Origin of the sequence: Pseudomonas sp. B21-010 (genome assembly GCF_024749325.1) — a bacterium.
Lineage (GTDB): Bacteria > Pseudomonadota > Gammaproteobacteria > Pseudomonadales > Pseudomonadaceae > Aquipseudomonas > Aquipseudomonas kilonensis.
Map to the genome: position 1 here is coordinate 3,863,534 of NZ_CP087198.1, position 15,266 is coordinate 3,878,799.

Sequence of the window (15,266 nt, forward strand, 5' to 3'; positions counted from 1 at the left end):
CAACAAGACTGGAGATTGACCATGAATTTCAAACGTACGCTTCTGATCGCAGCCCTCCCCCTGGCCTTCCTGGCCCAGGCGGCGCAAGCCCTCGACATCAAGATCGCCGACATCCACCCCAAGGGCTACCCAACCGTGGTCGCCGAGGAATCCATGGGTAAGACCCTGGAAAAAGAGAGCAACGGCGAACTGAAGTTCAAGTATTTCCCGGGCGGCGTACTGGGCTCCGAAAAAGAAGTGATCGAGCAGATGCAAGCCGGCGCGATCCAGATGTCCCGGGTCAGCCTGGGTATCGTCGGTCCTGTCGTACCGGATGTGAACGTCTTCAACATGCCGTTCATCTTCCGCGACCAGGCTCACATGCGCGCGGTCATCGACGGTGACGTCGGCGATGCGATCCTCGACCGGATCACCAACTCGGAATTCGGCCTGGTCGCCCTGGCCTGGATGGACGGCGGTACGCGCAACCTCTACACCAAGAAACCAGTGCGCAAGCTCGAAGATCTGAAGGGCATGAAAATCCGCGTCCAAGGCAACCCGATGTTCATCGAGATGATGAATGCCATGGGCGCCAACGGCATCGCCATGGACACCGGCGAAATCTTCAGTGCCTTGCAGACCGGCGTGATCGACGGCGCGGAAAACAACCCACCGACCCTGCTCGAACACAACCACTACCAGAACGCCAAGTACTACAGCCTGACCGGTCACCTGATCCTGCCAGAGCCGATCGTGATGTCGAAAATCACTTGGGAAAAACTGACCCCGGCGCAACAGGACATGGTCAAGAAAGCCGCCAAGGCTGCCCAGGCCGAAGAGCGCGAGCTGTGGGACAAGAAGTCCACCGCCAGTGAAGAAAAACTCAAGGCCGCGGGTGTGGAATTCATCACTGTCGACAAGAAACCCTTCTACGACGCCACCGCCCCCGTGCGGGCCAAGTACGGCGCGCCCTATGCCGACCTGATCAAGCGTATCGAAGCCGTTCAATAAGACCTCTCGTTCTGTACTCATGAAAAGGCCCGGCGCGCCTGCTGCCCAAGGCACGCCCGGTTACGGTGGAACCCGATGAAGAATTTGCTGCTGCGTATCAACGATAAAATCTACATGACGTGCATCTGGGTGGCCGGCCTATCTGTCCTGGCAGTTGCCCTGATGATTCCCTGGGGTGTATTTGCCCGCTACGTGCTGGGCTCAGGCTCCAGCTGGCCCGAGCCCACCGCCATCCTGCTGATGATCGTGTTCACCTTCATCGGTGCCGCCGCCAGCTACCGCTCCGGCTCGCACATGGCCGTGGACATGGTCACCAGCCGCATGCCCCGGCACTGGCAAACCTTGGCTTCGGTCGTCACCCAGCTCTTGATGGCGGCGGTGTGCATCTTCATGACCATCTGGGGCACCAAGCTGTGCATGACCACCTGGAATCAATTCATGAGCGCCATCCCCACCCTGCGCGTTGGCATCACCTACATGCCGATTCCGATTGGAGGCTTCCTGACATTGATTTTTGTCCTGGAAAAACTCTTGCTGGGTGATCAAAGCCAGCGCCGGGTCGTGCAGTTCGACCTGATTGAAGAAAACGAAGGTGCCGCTTAATGGACGCGCTGATTCTGCTGGGCAGTTTTTTGTTGTTGATCCTGATCGGCATGCCGGTCGCCTACGCGCTGGGCGCTGCCGCCCTGATCGGGGCGTGGTGGATCGATATTCCGTTCCAGGCCATGATGATCCAGGTCACGGGCGGGGTGAACAAGTTCTCGTTGCTGGCCATTCCGTTCTTCGTCCTGGCCGGTGCGATCATGGCCGAAGGCGGCATGTCCCGCCGACTGGTGGCCTTCGCCAGCGTGCTGGTGGGGTTCGTGCGCGGTGGCCTGTCCTTGGTCAACCTGGTGGCTTCGAGTTTCTTTGGCGCGATCTCCGGCTCCTCGGTGGCCGATACGGCCTCGGTCGGCTCGGTGCTGATCCCGGAAATGACGCGCCAAGGCTATCCGCGTGATTACGCCACGGCCGTCACCGTCAGTGGTTCGGTGCAAGCGCTGCTGACCCCGCCAAGCCACAACGCGGTGCTGTATTCGCTCGCCGCTGGCGGCACCGTCTCCATCGGTTCGCTGTTCATGGCCGGCATCGTCCCCGGCATCATGATGAACCTCTGCCTGATGGCGCTGTGCCTGGTCTTCGCGAAAAAACGCAATTACCCCAAGGGCGAAGTGATTCCGCTCAAGCAAGCGCTGAAGATCTGCCGGGAAGCCATGTGGGGCATGATGACCTTGTTCATCATCCTTGGCGGCATTCTCTCGGGTGTTTTCACCGCCACCGAATCGGCCGCCATTGCCGTGGTGTGGGCGTTCTTCGTGACCATGTGCATCTATCGGGACTACAAGTGGAGTGAGTTGCCGAAACTGATGCACCGTACGGTACGCACCATTTCCATCGTGATGATCCTGATCGGCTTCGCCGCCAGCTTCGGCTACATCATGACGCTGATGGAGATTCCGGCGAAGATCACCACCGCGTTCCTGACACTGTCGGACAACCGCTACGTGATCCTGATGTGCATCAACGTGATGTTGCTGCTGTTGGGCACCGTGATGGACATGGCGCCGCTGATCCTGATCCTGACGCCGATCCTGATGCCGGTGATCGTCGGCATCGGCGTGGACCCGGTGCAGTTCGGCATGATCATGCTGGTGAACCTGGGTATCGGGTTGATCACGCCACCGGTGGGCGCGGTGTTGTTCGTCGGTTCCGCCATCGGCAAGGTCAGCATCGAAAGCACCGTCAAGGCGCTGCTGCCGTTCTACGCCATGCTGTTCGTGGTGCTGCTGCTCGTGACTTATGTTCCCGCCATTTCGCTGTGGTTGCCGCACTTGGTGTTGTAACCCCAAAAGCGCGCAAGCCTCCTTGTGGCGAGGGAGCTTGCTCCCGCTGGACTGCGGTAGGAGCTGTCGAGTGCAACGAGGCTGCGATCTTTCCCCAGCCACTTGAATCTCAAGTGAAAGATCAAAAGATCGCAGCCTCGCTTCGCTCGACAGCTCCTACAGTACAGCCGAGCGGGAGCAAGCTCCCTCGCCACAAAAGCTTTTCCCCACTCGATAGACGCGACCACCATGACGCAGCCTCTTCTCCATCTCGAAGACGAACTCACCCGCCTCACCCTCGCCCCGCACCTGGGCGCCAGCCTCGTCGATTGGACCCTGCGCGGCAGCGGTGCGCCCTTGTTGCGCCCGCCTGCTGCGCAAACCGTGGAAAACGGCCTGCCGGGCAAACTCGGCTGCTTCCCGTTGATCCCGTGGTCGAACCGGATCGCCCAGGGCGGTTTCGACTGCCCCGGCGGCTGGCTGGCCCTGGAGGCCAACAGCCCCAACGATCCGTTCCCGATCCATGGCAGCGCCTGGCAACAACCGTGGCAAGTGGTCGAGCAGAGTACCCAGGAAGCCTTGTTGCAACTCGACAGCCAACACCCGTTCGCCTATTGCGCCAGCCTGCGGATCCGCTTGAGCGGCGGTCAGTTGCAAATCGCCATGCACGTCACTCACATAGCCGAACAAGCCGCCTGGCACGGGCTGGGCTTGCACCCGTATTTTCCGCGCACCGCCAGTACTCGCCTGCAAACCCGCGCCAGCGAAGCCTGGCTGTGCGATGCCTCGAAACTGCCAACGGAACTGAGGGACATCCCCGCAGAGTGGGATTTCCAGCACGCCCGGTTACTGCCAGACACGCTAGTCGACAACGGCTTCGGTGGTTGGGACGGGCACTGTCTGATCCAGCAACCGGACCTGGGTTATGAGCTGGAATGCCGAGCCAGCGGCAGCGAGTACTTTCTGCTGTACTGCCCCGTGGGCCTGGATTTCTTCTGCATCGAACCGGTCAGCCATCCGGTCAACGCCCATCACCTGCCGGGGAGGCCAGGGTTGCGCCTGCTGGAGCAAGGGCAGTCGGTGGCGCTGGGGTTTTCGATGCAGTGTCGGTTGCTCTAAGGCCCACTTCCCTGTGGGAGCAAGGCTTGCCCGCGATGAAGTGGACGCGGTCTCCTGGGAAACCGAGGCGCCTGCATCGCGAGCAAGCTTTGCTCCCACAGAGTTTTTGGATTGCCAATAAATCCGCGGCCAAACACAGGTCCACTGTGGGAGCAAAGCTTGCTCGCGATAACGGTGGGTCTGCTGGCATCAATGTTGAAGTGCCGACGCCTTCGCGAGCAGGGGGTCAGGTGCCCAGGGTCAACCCATTGGCCGGCAACGGCAGTGCGGTCTTGTAGCGCACTTGCTTGAGGGCAAAGCTGGAGCGGATGTTCGCGACGCCCGGGACCTTGGTCAAGAAGTCCATCATGAACCGCTCCAGCGACTGGATGGTCGGCACCAGCACGCGGATCAGGTAATCCGGATCGCCGGCCATCAGGTAGCACTCCATCACCTCCGGTCGGTCGGAGATTGCCTCCTCGAAGTGCTGCAACGCCTCTTCCACCTGTTTCTCCAAACTCACATGGATGAAAACGTTGACGTGCAACCCCAGCAGGTCGGCATCCAGCAGCGTGACCTGCTCGCGGATCACCCCCAGCTCCTCCATGGCCCGGACACGGTTGAAGCACGGGGTCGGCGACAGGTTGACCGAACGGGCGAGATCGGCGTTGGTGATGCGGGCGTTTTCCTGAAGGCTGTTCAGAATGCCGATGTCGGTGCGATCCAATTTACGCATGAGACAAATAATCCTGTTTTTTATCGTTGTGCAGATTTTTTATCTGCAAATGATCTGAACAGCAAGCCAACAGAGAAAAATATTCTTCTTCGTCGAGCCTATGATTGTTGTAGGACAATTTCCCACCTACCCAGGGAAATTCGTCAGCTAGCGCGCCCACTACAAGAAATTCACAAGATCGAGCGTAGAAAGCCATGAACCCAGCGTATGAACCGCTACGCCTGCACGTTCCCGAACCCTCGGGCCGTCCCGGCTGCAAGACCGACTTTTCCTACCTGCATCTGTCCGATGCCGGCACGGTGCGCAAACCACCCATCGACGTCGAACCCGCCGACACCGCCGACCTGGCTCGCAGCCTGATCCGCGTACTCGATGACCAGGGCAATGCCTTGGGCGACTGGGCCGCGGACATTCCCGTCGAGATCCTGCGCAAGGGCATGCGTGCCATGCTCAAGACGCGCATCTACGACAACCGCATGGTGGTCGCCCAGCGGCAGAAAAAGATGTCGTTCTACATGCAAAGCCTTGGCGAAGAAGCCATCGGCAGCGCCCAGGCCCTGGCGTTGAACATCGACGACATGTGCTTCCCCACTTACCGCCAGCAAAGCATCCTGATGGCCCGCGAAGTGCCGCTGGTGGACCTGATCTGCCAACTGCTGTCCAACGAGCGCGATCCGCTCAAGGGCCGACAGTTGCCGATCATGTACTCGGTCAAGGACGCGGGTTTCTTCACCATTTCCGGCAACCTCGCCACGCAGTTCGTCCAGGGCGTGGGCTGGGGCATGGCCTCGGCGATCAAGGGCGATACCAAGATCGCCTCGGCCTGGATCGGTGACGGCGCCACCGCCGAATCGGACTTCCACACCGCCCTCACCTTCGCCCACGTCTACCGGGCACCGGTGATCCTCAACGTGGTCAACAACCAGTGGGCGATCTCCACCTTCCAGGCCATTGCCGGCGGTGAAGCCACGACCTTCGCCGGACGCGGCGTCGGTTGCGGCATCGCCTCCCTGCGCGTCGACGGCAACGATTTCATGGCGGTCTACGCCGCCTCGCGCTGGGCCGCCGAACGCGCCCGCCGCAACCTCGGCCCGGCGCTGATCGAATGGGTCACCTACCGCGCCGGCCCGCACTCCACTTCGGACGACCCTTCGAAGTACCGCCCCGCCGACGACTGGAGCCACTTCCCGCTGGGCGATCCGATTGCGCGCCTCAAGCAGCACATGGTGAAGATCGGCCAGTGGTCCGAAGAGGAACATGCGGCAGTCACCGCCGAACTCGAAGCCGAAGTGATCGCCGCGCAGAAGGAGGCCGAGCAGTACGGCACCCTCGCCGGCGGGCAGATTCCAAGCGCCGCGACCATGTTCGAAGACGTCTACAAAGAGATGCCGGAGCACTTGAAGCGCCAGCGTCAGCAGTTGGGGATCTGACATGAACGATCACAACAACAATATTGCGTTGGACACCGCCATGACCACTACCACCATGACCATGATCCAAGCCCTGCGCTCGGCCATGGACGTGATGCTCGAACGCGACGACAACGTCGTGGTGTTCGGCCAGGACGTGGGTTACTTCGGCGGCGTGTTCCGCTGCACCGAAGGCCTGCAGAACAAGTACGGCACCTCGCGAGTGTTCGATGCACCGATTTCCGAAAGCGGCATCGTCGGCGTGGCGGTGGGCATGGGCGCCTACGGCCTGCGCCCGGTGGCCGAGATTCAGTTCGCCGATTACGTCTACCCTGCGTCGGACCAGATCATCTCCGAAGCAGCACGCCTGCGCTATCGCTCGGCCGGCGAGTTCACCGCGCCGATGACCCTGCGCATGCCCTGCGGCGGCGGCATCTATGGCGGCCAGACCCACAGCCAGAGCATCGAGGCGATGTTCACCCAGGTCTGCGGCCTGCGCACCGTCATGCCGTCCAACCCCTACGACGCCAAGGGCCTGCTGATCGCCTCCATCGAAAACGATGACCCGGTGATCTTCCTCGAGCCCAAGCGCCTGTATAACGGCCCGTTCGACGGCCACCACGACCGCCCGGTAACACCGTGGTCGAAACACCCCTCGGCGCAAGTGCCGGACGGCTACTACACGGTGCCGCTGGACGTCGCCGCCATTACCCGTCCGGGCAAGGACGTGACTGTTCTCACCTACGGCACCACGGTCTACGTCTCCCAAGTGGCTGCCGAAGAGAGCGGTATCGACGCCGAAGTCATCGACCTGCGCAGCCTGTGGCCGCTGGACCTTGAGACCATCGTCAAATCCGTGAAGAAAACCGGCCGCTGTGTGGTGGTTCACGAAGCCACCCGCACCTGCGGTTTCGGCGCCGAACTGGTGGCGTTGGTGCAAGAACACTGCTTCCACCACCTGGAAGCGCCCATCGAGCGTGTCACCGGTTGGGACACCCCCTACCCGCACGCGCAGGAGTGGGCGTATTTCCCAGGGCCGTCCCGTGTGGGCGCGGCGTTGAAACGGGTCATGGAGGTCTGAATGGGCACGCACGTTATCAAGATGCCGGACATCGGCGAAGGCATCGCGGAAGTTGAACTGTCGGTGTGGCACGTCAAGGTTGGCGACATGGTGGTCGAAGACCAGGTGCTGGCCGATGTCATGACCGACAAGGCCATGGTGGATATCCCCTCTCCGGTGCATGGCCGGGTCATCGCCCTGGGTGGCGAGCCCGGCGAAGTCATGGCGGTGGGCAGCGAACTGATCCGCATTGAAGTCGAAGGTGCGGGTAACCTGAAAGAATCGGCCCAACAAGCGCCAGCGCCGGCTGCGCAAGCACCGAAGCCGGCACTCGTGGCGACACCTGAACCGGTGCTGGAAAAAACCGCCGCGCCCCGCTGCGCCCCGCAAGCGCCTGTGGCCCGCGACCCCGACGAGCGTCCACTGGCGTCGCCGGCCGTGCGCAAACACGCGCTGGACCTGGGCATTCAATTGCGCCTGGTCCAAGGCAGCGGCCCCGCCGGGCGGGTCCTGCACGAAGACCTCGATGCTTATCTGGCCCAGGGTCCGTCGACCCAGGCCAAGGGCGGTTCGGGTTATGCCGAGCGCCACGACGAGCAGCAGATCCCGGTGATCGGCATGCGTCGCAAGATCGCCCAGCGCATGCAGGAAGCGACCCAGCGCGCCGCCCATTTCAGCTACGTCGAAGAAATCGACGTCACCGCCCTGGAAGAGCTGCGGGTTCACTTGAATGAAAAACACGGCGCCAGTCGCGGCAAGCTGACCTTGCTGCCGTTCCTGGTCCGCGCGTTGGTCGTGGCCCTGCGCGATTTCCCGCAGATGAACGCCCGCTACGACGACGAAGCCCAGGTCATTCACCGCTCAGGTGCGGTGCATGTGGGCGTCGCCACCCAGAGCGATGTTGGCCTGATGGTGCCGGTGGTGCGTCACGCCGAAGCCCGTAGCCTGTGGGACAGCGCGACGGAAATCTCCCGCTTGGCCACGGCGGCCCGCACGGGCAAGGCCAGTCGCGATGAGCTGTCCGGTTCGACCATCACCCTGACCAGCCTCGGTGCGCTCGGCGGCATCGTCAGCACGCCGGTGCTGAACCTGCCGGAAGTGGCGATTGTCGGCGTGAACAAAATCGTCGAGCGGCCCGTGGTGATCAAGGGCCAGATCGTGATCCGCAAAATGATGAACCTCTCCAGCTCCTTCGATCACCGGGTGGTCGACGGCATGGACGCGGCGCAATTCATCCAGGCCCTGCGTGGCCTGCTCGAACAACCCGCCACCTTGTTTGTGGACTAATCATCAATGGAGCAGGCGATGCAAACTTTGAACACGACGCTGCTGATTATCGGCGGCGGCCCCGGCGGTTATGTGGCGGCGATCCGCGCCGGGCAACTGGGCATCTCGACCATCCTGGTGGAAGGCCAGGCGTTGGGCGGGACCTGCCTGAATATCGGTTGTATCCCGTCCAAGGCGTTGATCCATGTGGCCGAGCAGTTCCACCAGACCCGGCACCACAGCCAGGCTTCGGCCTTGGGCATCACGGTGGCGGCGCCGAGCCTGGACATCGGCAAGAGCGTGGAATGGAAGGACGGCATCGTCGATCGCCTGACCACCGGCGTTGCGGCACTGTTGAAAAAGCACAAGGTCCAGGTCATTCACGGCTGGGCCAAGGTGATCGATGGCAAGACGGTCGAGGTCGGTGACACCCGCATCCAGTGCGAACACCTGCTGCTCGCCACTGGTTCGAAAAGCGTCGACCTGCCGATGCTACCGATTGGCGGGCCAATCATTTCTTCCACCGAAGCCCTCGCCCCCACCTCGGTGCCCAAGCACCTGGTGGTGGTCGGCGGTGGCTACATCGGCCTGGAACTGGGCATTGCCTACCGCAAGCTCGGCGCCGAGGTCAGCGTGGTCGAGGCCCAGGAACGGATCCTGCCAGCCTATGACGGCGAGCTGACCCAGCCTGTGCACGAGGCGCTCAAGCAGTTGGGCGTGAAGCTTTACCTCAAGCACAGCGTCGAAGGTTTCGATGCCCAGGCCAGCACCTTGCAAGTGCGTGATCCCAATGGCGAGACGCTGAACCTGGACACCGACCGGGTGCTGGTGGCCGTTGGGCGCAAACCCAACACCCAGGGCTGGAACCTCGAAGCGCTGGGCTTGGCGATGAACGGTTCGGCGCTGAAAATCGACAGCCGTTGCCAGACCAGCATGCGCAACGTCTGGGCCATCGGCGACCTGAGCGGTGAACCGATGCTCGCCCACCGGGCCATGGCCCAGGGTGAAATGGTCGCCGAGCTGATCGCCGGCCAGCATCGCGAGTTCAACCCAACGGCCATCGCCGCGGTGTGCTTCACCGACCCGGAACTGGTGGTGGTCGGCAAGACGCCGGACGAAGCCAAGGCGGCCGGGCTCGATTGCATGGTGTCGAGCTTCCCGTTCGCCGCCAACGGTCGGGCCATGACCCTGGAATCGAAAAGCGGTTTCGTCCGGGTCGTGGCGCGCCGGGACAATCACCTGATCGTTGGCTGGCAAGCGGTTGGCGTGGGCGTGTCGGAACTGTCCACCGCGTTCGGCCAATCCCTGGAAATGGGCGCGCGCCTGGAGGACATCGCTGGCACCATCCACGCCCACCCGACGCTGGGCGAGGCCGTGCAGGAAGCGGCGTTGCGGGCGTTGGGGCATGCGTTGCATCTGTAACGCATCAGGATCGTTCCCACGCTCCGCGTGGAAATGCAGCCAGGGACGCTCCGCGTCCCAAAGCCGAACGCGGAGCGTCCGTTGAAGTATTCCCACGCGGAGCGTGGGAACAATCATCGAGTGAGGCTGCGAAACAGCCCCGGAATGAAGTATTGTTGTTCCCATCCAAAAAACGTCAGAAGCCTTGAACCGTTTCGACGGTTGTCAAGAAATAGAGGGTGTCATGGGTAACGAGAGCATCAATTGGGACAAACTGGGCTTTGACTACATCAAGACCGACAAGCGCTACCTGTCGCACTGGCGCGATGGTGCCTGGGACGCGGGCACCCTGACCGAAGACAACGTGCTGCATATCAGCGAGGGCTCCACCGCCCTGCACTACGGTCAGCAGTGCTTCGAAGGCCTGAAGGCCTATCGCTGCAAGGACGGCTCCATCAACCTGTTCCGCCCGGACCAGAACGCCGCCCGCATGCAGCGCAGCTGCGCCCGCCTGCTGATGCCGCACGTCGACACCGAGCAGTTCGTCGAGGCCTGCAAGCAAGTGGTCCGCGCCAATGAGCGCTTCATCCCGCCTTACGGCACCGGCGGCGCGCTGTACCTGCGCCCGTTCGTGATCGGCGTGGGTGACAACATCGGCGTGCGCACCGCACCCGAGTTCATCTTCTCGATTTTCTGCATCCCGGTCGGCGCCTACTTCAAGGGCGGCCTGACCCCGCACAACTTCCTGATCTCCAGCTTCGACCGCGCCGCCCCACAAGGCACCGGCGCGGCCAAGGTCGGTGGCAACTACGCCGCCAGCCTGATGCCCGGTTCCCAGGCCAAAAAAGCCAGTTTCGCCGACTGCATCTACCTGGATCCGATGACCCACTCGAAAATCGAGGAAGTCGGCTCGGCCAACTTCTTCGGCATCACCCACGACAACAAATTCGTCACCCCGAAATCCCCTTCGGTCCTGCCGGGCATTACTCGCCTGTCGCTGATCGAACTGGCCAAATCGCGCCTGGGCCTGGAAGTGATCGAAGGCGACGTGTTCATCGACAAACTGTCGGACTTCAAGGAAGCCGGCGCCTGCGGTACCGCTGCGGTGATCACCCCGATTGGCGGCATCAGCTACAAGGACAAGCTGCACGTGTTCCACAGCGAAACCGAAGTCGGCCCGATCACCCAGAAGCTCTACAAAGAGCTGACCGGCGTGCAGACCGGTGACGTGGAAGCGCCAGCGGGTTGGATCGTCAAGGTTTGATCCAAACCCCTGTGTAGGAGCTGTCGAGTGCAACGAGGCTGCGATCTTTCCCCAGACACTTGAGTCTCAAGCGAAAGATCAAAAGATCGCAGGCTTCGCCAGCTCCTACAGACCCCAGCGGGAGCAAGCTCCCTCGTCACATGGATCTGTCCCCACTACCCCCGACGCAAAACCGGCCATCGCCCCCAACGCTGGCGAAACCATCCGTAACCGCTGACCAGCAAGATCCCGCCCAGCACCAGAACCGCGCCAACGATGAAGTTCGGCTCCAGCGGCTCATCCAGCAACCAGACGCCAAAACCGATGCCAAACAGCGGCGTCATGAACGACAACACCCCCAGTTGCGAAGCGAGGTAGTGGCGCAGCAGGGAGAACCAGATCAGGAAGCTGGCGAAGGACACCAGCAACACCTGGAACGCCAGGCTGGCAATGAGTTGTGGCGTGGGGTTGATCGTCGTTTGCCCCAGAGCTACCGCCATTCCGATCAGCAGCACCCCGGCGCCAACCAATTGGTAAAGCAGCGTCTGGCTGGCCGGCAGATTCGTCAACCGCGAACAGCGTACCGTCACCGTGGTTGCGCCCCACAGCGCACCCGCCAGCAAGCCCATGCCGTCACCGAGCAACGAACTGCCGTTCGCCGCGCCCGAGCCCCCGCTGAAAGCCACCACGATCCCGCCAAAGGCAACGGCGATGCCCAGCCATTGCGCCGGCTTGAGGCGTTCGCTCGGCAGTTTCCAGTGCAAGCCGAGGGCGGCGAACATTGGTGCGGTATAGAGGAAAATCACCATGTGCGATGCCGTCGTATGCCGCAGGCCTTCGCCCACCATCACGAACTCCAAGGCAAACAACAACCCCACCAGCATGCCCGGGCGCCAACTGCCATCGGCCAGGGACAGGCGTTCACCGCGCACCAGCACCAACAACCACACCAGTACCGCAGCGATGGCCGAGCGCACGCCCAGTTGCAGCATCGGCGCCATATCGGCGGCGCCGGCCTTGATCGCGACTTGCTGGAAACCCCAAATGGCACAGAGGCCGGTCATCAGGGCGCAGACCTGGCCATCCAGGGCACGGCGGGTGGTCATGGGAACGGTCCTTGGGCAGAAAGAGATGAAAGGATTGTCTGCCTGACACCTTTGCTGGATATAGTGATTATCCGACAAGCCATCCCGGTAATCCGCCATTGCGGTCGATATGCAGCCTCCAGCCCAACATCTGAAGATTCCTCCGTTCGAAGCGGCCCTGCCCTCGCCGATTTTCTTTCGCAGCGCCTGCATGCCGGCCCATGCCACTTACCCCCGGCACCGGCATGCCTGGGGTGAGTTCGTCTACTCCTACAGTGGGGTGATGGAAATCGAGATTGCCCAACACCATTACCTGGCGCCACCGCAGTACGGCATCTGGCTGCCGCCGGACATGGAACACGTTGGCTTCAATCGGCATGAGGCCTGCCATTGTTCGTTGTACCTGGCCGCCGAACTGTGCGACGCGTTGCCGGCCGTACCCTGCGCGCTGACCTTGAGCCCGCTGATCCGCGCCCTGCTGGAAGAGTTGCGCAGCGATCCACCGAGCCAACCGCAGACGCCCGAGCAGCAACGTTTGCTGCAGGTGTTGGTGGACAAGCTGGCGCAGGCACCCCATGTCGGCAGCTACCTGCCCTCCTCGGATGATCCACTGCTGGGCCCCGTGCTGCGAGCCTTGGAGGCGAACCCCAGCGACCCGCGTTCCTTGCCACAACTGGCCCGCGCTGCCAACACCACCGAGCGCACGCTGATGCGCCGGGCCCAGCGGGACCTGGGCATGTCATTGGTGGAATGGCGCCAGCGCCTGAAAGTCATCGAGGCCCTGGCCCTGCTCGAACGTGGCCAGAGCGTGGAAACCATCGGCCTGGACCTGGGCTACAGCAGCGCCTCGGCGTTCATCAGCATGTTCCGCAAAATGATGGGCACCACGCCGGATGAGTATCGGCGCCGGCATATGGCTGGATGATGAGGCGATGCTGGAATCGTCATCGCGAGCAGGCTCGCTCCCACAGGTGATCGTGGTATTCATCAATCTCGTGTTCAACGCAGGGCCCATTGTGGGAGCGAGCCTGCTCGCGAAGGCGGTGGGTCAGCTTGCAGGGATGTTGGATGTGAAGGCCCCTTCGCGAGCAAGCTCGCTCCCACAGGGTCTGTCGGTGGACATCAATCATGTGTTCACCGCAAATCCACTGTGGGAGCGAGCTTGCTCGCGATGACGGCGGTGGGTTTGACATCGATTTCGGCACTCACGCCAAACCGCCCCGCCATCTCCCGGCGACCACTGGCCGTCACCCCCAGCGCCCGGCTGTCCAGGTCCTGGATCACCCATTTGCGCTTGATCGCCACTTGCAGCAACGCCGCGCCCAAGGCACCGCCCAGGTGCGGGCGGCGCATGCTCCAGTCCAGGCAGGGACAGGCGAATCGGCGGCGTTGCGTGGCAAGGTGCTGGACATCGACGCCCAAGCCCTCGAACACCGCCTCGCCGGACTCACTCAGCCGATAGCCATCGCCTTGCACCTCTATCAGCCATCCAGCCTCGATCACCCGGTCATGCAGGCGCACCGCCAGAGTGCCGGCCATGTGGTCGTAACAGGTGCGAGCAAATTGCAGGCGATCCGGTGTGCGCGGGGTGAAGGTTGGTGCGGCGCTCTGGCCGATCACCATCAACGCCTCCAGTGCCTGGGCGACGCGCGGGTCGGCCAGGCTGTAATAACGATGACGGCCCTGGACATGCAAGCGCACCAAGGCCATTTGCTTGAGTTTCGCCAGATGGGCGCTGGCAGTCGAGGCGCTGACCTCGGCGATGCTCGCCAATTCGGTGCTGGTGCGGGCATGGCCGTCCATCAACGCGCACAGCATCCGGGTGCGCGCCGGTTCGGCAATGGCCGCCGCCACTTGGGACACGCCCAGGTCATGGTGCTCTGCGTTCATATTTCGCTCCCCGACGAATCAAGCCATGCATCGACTGGAGATAGTAGCAACACTTTCTCCATCACGAACAAGGCCGCGCTTCATGGACCCGATCACCGCCGCGACACATTCCGACCCTTACCCTTTTTACGCCGCCCTGCGCGCTGCCGGCGGACTGGCCTTCGATCCCGAACTGAACCTGTGGATCGCCAGCAGCGCCGAGGCCGTGTGCGCGGTGCTGCACCATCCCGATTGCCATGTGCGCCCGGCTCACGAGCCCGTACCAAAGGTCATCGCCGAAGGGCCGGCCGGACGGGTGTTCGGCCACCTGATGCGCATGAACGAAGGGGAACGGCAGCGTTGCCCGAGGGCCGCGATTGCGCCGCGGTTGCAGGACATCGATCCCCGGCAGGTCGAGGCACTGGTCAGGGCCCGCCTTCTCCAAGAGGGCGCCGAAGGCCTGCACCAGGCCCAATTCATCGGGCCAGCCAGCGTGGTCGCGGCATTGCTGGGTTTCAGCCCGACGGACTGTCACCGGGTCAGCGAATTGACCGCAGACTTCGTCGCCGGCCTGTCGCCCCTGAGCCAAACACCGCAACTGGACGCGGCGCACCAGGCCAGCGAGCAACTGACCGGTTTATTCCAGGAGCGGATAGAGGCGCAGGACAACCCTTTGCTGCTGGGCATTGGCCCAGGCTTCGAAGACGCTGATCCGGACAGTAAAATCGCCAACCTGATCGGGCTGCTCTCGCAAACCTATGAAGCCACCGCCGGCCTGATTGGCAACGCGTTGCTGGCGCTGATCGGCGATCCAGCGTTGCACCGGACGCTGCGAGAGGCCCCCACACAGGTCGGCTCATTGCTGGCCGAAGTCCAACGTTTCGACCCGCCGGTACAAAACACTCGCCGCTTCATCGCCGCGCCCTGCGAAATCCTCGGCACTGCGCTGAACCCCGGGGAGGTGGTCCTGGTGCTGTTGGCCTCAGCCAACCGCGACCCGCAACTCAACCCCCGACCAGACACCCTGCTGCTCGACCGCCCGAACCGCCGCAGTTTCAGCTTCGGCAGCGGGCGCCATGAATGCCCAGGCCAAACCCTGGCCATGGACATCGCCCGCGCCACGCTGACGGCGATTCTGGAGCGCGAACCGCCACTGGATCAGTTGACCTGGTGCTATCGCCCCTCCGTCAACGGCCGCATCCCGCTGTTCAGCGAGCGGTCACGTACCGACAGGCCATGACCCGCCC

At 62.6% G+C, this 15,266-nt stretch carries 14 protein-coding genes; 11 read left to right on the forward strand and 3 right to left on the reverse strand.

Annotation, left to right across the window (positions count from 1 at the left end; translation table 11 throughout):
• Nucleotides 1–21: 21 nt before the first annotated feature.
• The 4 genes from LOY50_RS16820 to LOY50_RS16835 all read left to right on the forward strand — a co-directional run bounded on the left by LOY50_RS16820 (nt 22) and on the right by LOY50_RS16835 (nt 3,971).
• On the forward strand, nt 22–990 hold the full coding sequence (locus tag LOY50_RS16820) for a TRAP transporter substrate-binding protein (RefSeq protein WP_214512647.1): 969 nt from the start codon (nt 22–24) through the stop codon (nt 988–990).
• 75 nt (nt 991–1,065) lie between these two features.
• On the forward strand, nt 1,066–1,593 hold the full coding sequence (locus LOY50_RS16825) for a TRAP transporter small permease (protein WP_258688532.1): 528 nt from the start codon (nt 1,066–1,068) through the stop codon (nt 1,591–1,593).
• Complete coding sequence (locus tag LOY50_RS16830; protein WP_253475839.1) at nt 1,593–2,873, forward strand: TRAP transporter large permease; 1,281 nt, start codon at nt 1,593–1,595, stop codon at nt 2,871–2,873. Before LOY50_RS16825 ends, LOY50_RS16830 begins: the two co-directional genes overlap by 1 nt.
• A 228-nt stretch (nt 2,874–3,101) precedes the next feature.
• A complete protein-coding gene (locus LOY50_RS16835) occupies nt 3,102–3,971 on the forward strand; it encodes an aldose 1-epimerase (protein ID WP_258688533.1) in 870 nt (289 codons plus the stop codon).
• A 226-nt stretch (nt 3,972–4,197) separates the two neighbouring features.
• On the opposite strand, the gene bkdR is transcribed toward LOY50_RS16835, so the two are convergent.
• The gene (gene bkdR / locus LOY50_RS16840) at nt 4,198–4,686 is read right to left on the reverse strand and encodes a Bkd operon transcriptional regulator BkdR (protein ID WP_003202929.1); all 489 of its coding nucleotides are present in this window, start codon (nt 4,684–4,686) and stop codon (nt 4,198–4,200) included.
• A 194-nt stretch (nt 4,687–4,880) separates the two neighbouring features.
• Between bkdR and LOY50_RS16845 the strand changes: the two genes are divergently transcribed.
• From LOY50_RS16845 to LOY50_RS16865, 5 genes are all read left to right on the forward strand, one after another.
• A complete protein-coding gene (locus LOY50_RS16845) occupies nt 4,881–6,116 on the forward strand; it encodes a 3-methyl-2-oxobutanoate dehydrogenase (2-methylpropanoyl-transferring) subunit alpha (protein ID WP_212800058.1) in 1,236 nt (411 codons plus the stop codon).
• 1 nt (nt 6,117) lies between these two features.
• The gene (locus LOY50_RS16850; protein WP_024619271.1) at nt 6,118–7,176 is read left to right on the forward strand and encodes an alpha-ketoacid dehydrogenase subunit beta; all 1,059 of its coding nucleotides are present in this window, start codon (nt 6,118–6,120) and stop codon (nt 7,174–7,176) included.
• Complete coding sequence (locus LOY50_RS16855; protein ID WP_258688534.1) at nt 7,177–8,442, forward strand: dihydrolipoamide acetyltransferase family protein; 1,266 nt, start codon at nt 7,177–7,179, stop codon at nt 8,440–8,442.
• Nucleotides 8,443–8,460: 18 nt separating this feature from the next.
• Nucleotides 8,461–9,843 (forward strand): dihydrolipoyl dehydrogenase, encoded by a 1,383-nt coding sequence (gene lpdA, locus LOY50_RS16860; RefSeq protein ID WP_253475845.1) that lies wholly within the window; start codon nt 8,461–8,463, stop codon nt 9,841–9,843.
• A gap of 223 nt (nt 9,844–10,066) precedes the next feature.
• A complete protein-coding gene (locus LOY50_RS16865) occupies nt 10,067–11,086 on the forward strand; it encodes a branched-chain amino acid aminotransferase (protein WP_014337840.1) in 1,020 nt (339 codons plus the stop codon).
• Between the two features lie 155 nt (nt 11,087–11,241).
• Here the strand turns inward: LOY50_RS16865 and LOY50_RS16870 are convergent, their stop codons facing one another.
• On the reverse strand, nt 11,242–12,171 hold the full coding sequence (locus tag LOY50_RS16870) for a DMT family transporter (RefSeq protein ID WP_258688545.1): 930 nt from the start codon (nt 12,169–12,171) through the stop codon (nt 11,242–11,244).
• Between the two features lie 109 nt (nt 12,172–12,280).
• Between LOY50_RS16870 and LOY50_RS16875 the strand changes: the two genes are divergently transcribed.
• Nucleotides 12,281–13,075, forward strand: coding sequence for a helix-turn-helix domain-containing protein (locus LOY50_RS16875; RefSeq protein ID WP_014337838.1), 795 nt, complete (start codon nt 12,281–12,283; stop codon nt 13,073–13,075).
• 209 nt (nt 13,076–13,284) lie between these two features.
• Here LOY50_RS16875 and LOY50_RS16880 read toward each other — a convergent pair whose 3' ends face one another.
• Nucleotides 13,285–14,040, reverse strand: a complete 756-nt coding sequence (locus LOY50_RS16880) for a helix-turn-helix transcriptional regulator (protein WP_258688548.1) — start codon at nt 14,038–14,040, stop codon at nt 13,285–13,287.
• 82 nt (nt 14,041–14,122) lie between these two features.
• Between LOY50_RS16880 and LOY50_RS16885 the strand changes: the two genes are divergently transcribed.
• Complete coding sequence (locus tag LOY50_RS16885; protein WP_258688555.1) at nt 14,123–15,259, forward strand: cytochrome P450; 1,137 nt, start codon at nt 14,123–14,125, stop codon at nt 15,257–15,259.
• Nucleotides 15,260–15,266 lie beyond the last annotated feature (7 nt).

Bases quoted from the DNA above. Each gene is read 5' to 3' on its own strand.
- LOY50_RS16820 (WP_214512647.1), top strand. From the start codon at position 22: ATGAATTTCAAACGTACGCTTCTGATCGCAGCCCTCCCCCTGGCCTTC.
- LOY50_RS16825 (WP_258688532.1), top strand. From the start codon at position 1,066: ATGAAGAATTTGCTGCTGCGTATCAACGATAAAATCTACATGACGTGC.
- LOY50_RS16830 (WP_253475839.1), top strand. From the start codon at position 1,593: ATGGACGCGCTGATTCTGCTGGGCAGTTTTTTGTTGTTGATCCTGATC.
- LOY50_RS16835 (WP_258688533.1), top strand. From the start codon at position 3,102: ATGACGCAGCCTCTTCTCCATCTCGAAGACGAACTCACCCGCCTCACC.
- bkdR (WP_003202929.1), bottom strand. From the start codon at position 4,686: ATGCGTAAATTGGATCGCACCGACATCGGCATTCTGAACAGCCTTCAG.
- LOY50_RS16845 (WP_212800058.1), top strand. From the start codon at position 4,881: ATGAACCCAGCGTATGAACCGCTACGCCTGCACGTTCCCGAACCCTCG.
- LOY50_RS16850 (WP_024619271.1), top strand. From the start codon at position 6,118: ATGAACGATCACAACAACAATATTGCGTTGGACACCGCCATGACCACT.
- LOY50_RS16855 (WP_258688534.1), top strand. From the start codon at position 7,177: ATGGGCACGCACGTTATCAAGATGCCGGACATCGGCGAAGGCATCGCG.
- lpdA (WP_253475845.1), top strand. From the start codon at position 8,461: ATGCAAACTTTGAACACGACGCTGCTGATTATCGGCGGCGGCCCCGGC.
- LOY50_RS16865 (WP_014337840.1), top strand. From the start codon at position 10,067: ATGGGTAACGAGAGCATCAATTGGGACAAACTGGGCTTTGACTACATC.
- LOY50_RS16870 (WP_258688545.1), bottom strand. From the start codon at position 12,171: ATGACCACCCGCCGTGCCCTGGATGGCCAGGTCTGCGCCCTGATGACC.
- LOY50_RS16875 (WP_014337838.1), top strand. From the start codon at position 12,281: ATGCAGCCTCCAGCCCAACATCTGAAGATTCCTCCGTTCGAAGCGGCC.
- LOY50_RS16880 (WP_258688548.1), bottom strand. From the start codon at position 14,040: ATGAACGCAGAGCACCATGACCTGGGCGTGTCCCAAGTGGCGGCGGCC.
- LOY50_RS16885 (WP_258688555.1), top strand. From the start codon at position 14,123: ATGGACCCGATCACCGCCGCGACACATTCCGACCCTTACCCTTTTTAC.